At 38.9% G+C, this 5,524-nt stretch carries 5 protein-coding genes; 4 read left to right on the forward strand and 1 reads right to left on the reverse strand.

The window, feature by feature from the left end:
- A partial coding sequence (rsmI, locus tag B4N75_RS07170; RefSeq protein WP_296707004.1) for a 16S rRNA (cytidine(1402)-2'-O)-methyltransferase occupies positions 1-377 on the reverse strand: 377 nt, incomplete at its 3' end.
- A gap of 251 nt (positions 378-628) precedes the next feature.
- Here rsmI and B4N75_RS07175 point away from each other — a divergent pair.
- The 4 genes from B4N75_RS07175 (at position 629) to B4N75_RS07190 (ending at position 5,518) form a co-directional block, all read left to right on the forward strand.
- Positions 629-1,753 carry a DNA adenine methylase gene (locus tag B4N75_RS07175; RefSeq protein WP_296667234.1) on the forward strand — a complete coding sequence of 375 codons (1,125 nt, stop codon included), beginning with the start codon at positions 629-631 and terminating at the stop codon, positions 1,751-1,753.
- A gap of 126 nt (positions 1,754-1,879) precedes the next feature.
- A complete protein-coding gene (locus tag B4N75_RS07180; protein ID WP_296667231.1) occupies positions 1,880-2,536 on the forward strand; it encodes a TetR/AcrR family transcriptional regulator in 657 nt (218 codons plus the stop codon).
- A gap of 113 nt (positions 2,537-2,649) precedes the next feature.
- Entirely contained in the window at positions 2,650-4,563 is a 1,914-nt protein-coding gene (locus tag B4N75_RS07185) for an AMP-dependent synthetase/ligase (protein WP_296019238.1), read from the forward strand.
- Positions 4,564-4,660: 97 nt separating this feature from the next.
- Positions 4,661-5,518, forward strand: a complete 858-nt coding sequence (locus B4N75_RS07190; protein ID WP_296707006.1) for an ABC transporter ATP-binding protein — start codon at positions 4,661-4,663, stop codon at positions 5,516-5,518.
- Positions 5,519-5,524: the final 6 nt, after the last annotated feature.

The following is a 5,524-nucleotide window of genomic DNA, read 5'->3' on the forward strand; positions in this document are numbered from 1 at the left end:
CCGCCAGCACCAGCAACACTCACCAACGTTGCAAAAGCGCTAGGCCCCGGAATCGGAACGACATTGTGTCCGCTTTCCCTTGCAAGACCTGCCAAGACAGCACCCGGATCACTTATTCCAGGAGTTCCTGCATCACTGGCATACGCAACCGACTGTCCTTCATCAAGCAGCTTGATAATTTTTTGACCGGCAATCACTTCATTCTGCGAACGACAGGAAATCAGCGGCTTATGAATCTCAAAATGGTTCAAAAGCTGCAAAGTATGCCTTGTATCTTCGGCCGCAATTACATCAACATTTTTAAAAGTTTCAATAGCGCGAAAAGTAATGTCGCCCAAATTTCCAATCGGCGTACCAACTATATATAGCGTAGACACAACTCAATAATAATCTGAAAAACACTAAAAATCAATATTTTATTTTTACAGACCACATCCACCGTCAAGCCGGCTGCTCCGGGTTCGCTCACGCTCATCGTCCTCGGCAAGCCTGCGGTCGACTGCGCCCTGCGCATCCGGGGTAAGTTTTTTTTACAAAGCAGGCATTTTTTGCTCAAGACAACAACCTTTTTTAGATTCTTTTTATAGAAAATTTTGAAAATCTGTTATAAACTTTTATTCACATTTTTATGAATTATTCAGACTCTGCAAATTTTGACGAAAATCCCGAATTTCTTACTACTCAAATAATCACATATCTTGGAAACAAACGGCGTCTTCTTGAGCACATAGAAAAAGAAATTCTTCTGATTGCAGAAAAACTCAACTGTCAAAAACTTGTCTGCGCCGACCTTTTTTCAGGTTCTGGAATCGTTGCCCGGATGTTAAAAAAATATTCATCAAATTTAATCGTGAACGACCTTGAAAATTATTCCGCGGTCATAAACGGCTGCTATCTTATAAATAAAAAAGATTTTCCCGTTCAGGAATATTCGGCTTTAAAAAACAAAATCGAAGAACTCTGTTTTATAGAAAAAATTCCCGGCATAATTTCGCAAAATTACGCTCCAAAAAACGACAAAGACATTCAAAAAGGCGAACGCGTGTTTTACACACAGCAAAATGCGCTTTTAATCGACACATACCGAAAACTCATCGACGATGTTATCAAAAAAGAATCCTTAAAAAAATTCTTTCTTGCGCCCTTAATCACAGAAGCGTCAATTCACGTAAACACAAGCGGAGTTTTTAAAGGTTTTTATAAAGACAAAAACACCGGGATCGGTTGCTTTGGCGCAAGCGGAAAAAATGCGCTTTCAAGAATTTTTGGAAAAATCGAATTAAAAACGCCTGTTTTTAGCAATTTTGAGTCCGGCCTGGAAATTTTTCAAAAAGATGCAGTCGCGCTCTCAAAAGAATTAAAAAGTCTCGACATAACGTATCTCGATCCGCCTTACAATCAGCATCCTTACGGTTCAAACTATTTTATGCTCAATCTTATTTTAAAAAACAAACTCGATGCAAACATAAGCAAAGTAAGCGGAATCGTTCAAAACTGGAACCGTTCGGTTTTTAACAAGCCGTATGCCGCCTTAAATTCAATGGAAGAAATTATTTCAAGCATTTCAAGTAAGTATGTAATAATTTCATACAATTCTGAAGGTTTTATAAGTTTTGACGAAATGTCCGGAATGCTAAAAAAATACGGAAACCTAAAAACCGTAGAAATCAAATACAACGCTTTTCGAGGAAGCCGCAACCTTAAAAACCGCGACATTCACGTCCGCGAGTATCTTTTTGTTTTAGAAAAATAATTTTAGCAGAAAAAACCTCTCTTTCTGCTTTTTTGAGCAACCAGGTCTAAAAAGTTGACAAATCGCCAGCCGCTCATTAAACTAACATTTGTTAGTTTGTTAGGTTTTTATTATGGAGAAAAGTTAATGCCGGCTGAAAAAATCACCCATGAAAAAATTATTCACGCGGTTTTAGACTGTGCATTTATAAAAAGCGTAGGCGGAACTTCACTTGCAGATATTGCTAGCAAACTAGGAATCAAAAAAGCAAGTCTTTACAATCATTATGAATCACGCGAAGCTATTCTCGATGATACAATTCGTTTTTGCGGTGAATATCTAAAAAAAACAGCTCTAATTCCTTCCGAAATGACAGCAACAGCACAAAAATACACGGCAGAAGCAGTTTTAAAAGGAATTGTTCATCGCTGGATTAAAATAAACGAAAAAGAACCTCTTCTTCAGATTTATTCTTTTATCGAAAGCGAAAAATATTTTTCACCAGAAGCGGCGGCCATTTCAAAAGAATCCAGAACAAAACTTTTAAACCAGACAATAATCGCCTTAAATAGTTTAATTAAAGCAAAAAAAATTTCACCGGCTACAAAAAATGCAATTTCGATTCATGCAGAAATTTTTACAAATATGCTTTTTAGCCTGCTTGATAAATATATTGTAGAAAAAAAAATTTACATACGTTCAAATCCCCAGTCAGGCGATGGAGAACTTTTTAGCGCGCTTCCATTTGAACCAGATTTTACCCAAATCGACCCTCTTTTAGAAGAATTCTGCAAAATCCTGTAAAAATCAAAATAAAATTTTAAACAGTGGAAAATAAATTTTTTTAGTAATATAATTAACCCTATGACATTTTAACAAATTGTGTCATTTTGGTGCTATTGCAATTTGGAGGCAATATGGAAAAAACTCTGCCAAGGATGTTCAGAGAAACTGCAAAAAAATATCCTGAATTAACTGCTCAAATGTCGCGTCTCAGCGAAGGTGTTTGGGACAGCATTTCTTATAAAAACGCATTTGAAATCTCAAAAAATTTTGCCGGCGGTCTTCTTTCAATTGGAATAAAACGTGGCGATCACATCGGCATGGTTTCCGACAACCGAAAAGAATGGCAGCAGATAGACATGGGGCTTCTTTCAATCGGTGCGATTGACGTTCCTCGCGGTTGCGACGCAACAATTGGCGATCTTGAATATATTCTGTCATTTGCAAAAACTCAGACCGTAATTGTCGAAAATAAATCTCAGATTTCTAAAATTCTTGGAATTAAAGATAAACTTCCGCTTTTAAAAACTTTTATCGCAATCGAAGATCAGGACGAAAAAACTTTTGAAGAATGTAAAAATTCTGGAATAACACTTTTTACTTTTAATCAGATTGAAGAAAAAGGTGAGGAATTCAATCAAAAAAATCCGGAGACTGTCGATGAAGAAATCAATAAAGGACAGTGGGACGACCTGGCTTCGATTATCTTTACTTCAGGAACAACAGGACAGCCAAAGGGCGTAATGCTCACTCACGGAAACTTTTTATCGCAGCTCGAAGATATTGACGAAAGAATTTGGCTTAATCCGGGCGACCGCGGAATTCTTGTGCTTCCAGTCTGGCACGCCTTTGAACGCTCTGTTGAATATGTAGTTTTTTCCCAGGCGGCAACCTTGTGCTATTCAAAACCAATCGGTCAAATTCTTTTGCAGGACTTTAAGTCTCTCGACCCGCAGGTTTTGCCGGCAGTTCCACGCGTAATCGAAGCAATTTACGATGGAATTTACAGAAAAATGCGAAAAACAGGAGGAATAACTCTCAAAGTTTTCAATTTCTTTGTAACAGTTGCGCTTTTCCATTCAAAACTCGACCGTGTTCTTTTTGATAGAACCACACGCTACGGAATGGACAAGAGATGGCTGCAGTGGCCGGCATTTGTTATTCCATGGCTTTTGCTCTATCCAATAAAATTGCTCGGCGGAGCAATCGTTTTCCGTAAAATCCGTGCAATGCTCGGAAAACACTTCCGCGGAGCAGTTGCAGGTGGAGGCGCTCTTCCTCCAGCAATTGACAAATTTTTCTGGGCAATCGGAGTTCCTCTCGTGGAAGGTTACGGCCTTACAGAAACTTCTCCGATTATTTCGGTTCGGCCGTTTAACAGGCCGGTTCTTGGCAATGTTGGCCGTCCAATCCGTGAGCTTGCGGCAAAAGTTGTTGATCCTGCAACAGGAAAAGAAGTTCCACGCGGCAAAAAAGGCGTATTGCTTGTAAAAGGTCCGACAGTAATGAAAGGTTACTACGAACGTCCAGACCTTACAAAAGAAGTTATTGACGAAAACGGATGGTTCAATACAGGCGACTTGGCTCGTCTTACGGCAAACGGTGAAATCGTTTTGTGCGGACGCATAAAAGACACGATTGTTCAGCTTGGCGGCGAAAATATTGAACCTGTTCCTATCGAAATGAAAATTCAGGAATCGCGTTACATAAAAACAGCAGTTGTTGTAGGTCAGGACCAGCGGTATCTGGCAGCGCTCATAGTTCCAGAAAAATCCGAAATCGAACAGTTTGCACAGGACGCAAAAATTTCGTACAAAAAATACGAAGATTTAGCAAAAAGCCTGGAAATAAAGCGGCTGCTCGAAAGCGAGGTAAGCCAGCGTGTAAATTCCAAAAATGGATTTAAAATGTTTGAAAGAATCAACAAAATTGCAGTTCTTCCAAAAGAATTTGAAGTTGGCGTTGAGCTTTCGGCAAAACAGGAAATAAGCCGCTATAAAATAAACGCAATTTACGCTTCTGAAATAAAAAAACTATTTAAAGACTAAAAAAAACAGCCCGGTTGTAAAAATCGGGCTATTTTTCTTTCTAATTTTGTAAAAAAAAGCACTGTATCCAAATTTATTTTTTTATTAAAATAATTGTATGGATTTTTTACAGTTTGATGATGTTACGTTTTCTTATCCGCCAATTGATGGCGATGTTGATTCCAATGGAAAACAGATTGTTCCAGCCCCAGTTTTTGAGCATTTTTCGGGAATATTGCCGGGGGGCGGTTTTATAAGCCTTGTAGGTCAGAACGGATGCGGAAAATCTACTTTTTTAATGCTTGCGTCTGGAAGGCTTTTGCCAGACAGCGGAAATATAAAACTTTTGGGAAAGAATCCTGCAAAACTTAATCAGGAAGAAAAAAATCTTCTTGCAAGCGTTATCTACCAGAATGTTGAATTTGACACTGAAGACAAAACTGGAGAGCTTCTTGCTCAGGTTTATTCTGCAGGAGCATTAAAGAACAACGCAAAAGCAATACGTTCTGACGGTGATTTGCTTGCAGAAATTATCGGGATTTTTGAACTCGGCTCGCTTTTGGAACGTCCGCTTACACATTTGAGCAAAGGCGAAAAACAGCGAGTAATTCTTGCATTCAGTCTGTTGTACGGAAGCGCCTCTGTTTTTATGGACGAGCCAATGTTTGCAATGGAAGACCGCCAAAAAGAAAACGCCCTCGCCTATCTTAAAGAATTTGTAGAAAAGACCGGAACTACAATTTATTGTTCCATGCACGAGCTCGACCTTTCTAAAAAATATTCCGACTACGTTTTATTGTTCTATCCCGGAAGAGAAATGGCTTTTGGAACGCCGGAAGAAGTTTTGACGCCAAAAGATTTGGAAAAAGCATATCAAATTCCTGCGGAAATGCTCAAACACAAAGAAGATATGACCCGCGAACAGTTAAGAGCCGTTGCAAAGACAATTGACGAGCAATTTTCCAAAAAAAACTAGGAAGTG

It is taken from the genome of Treponema sp. UBA7570 (assembly GCA_002477955.1).
GTDB lineage: Bacteria > Spirochaetota > Spirochaetia > Treponematales > Treponemataceae > Treponema_D.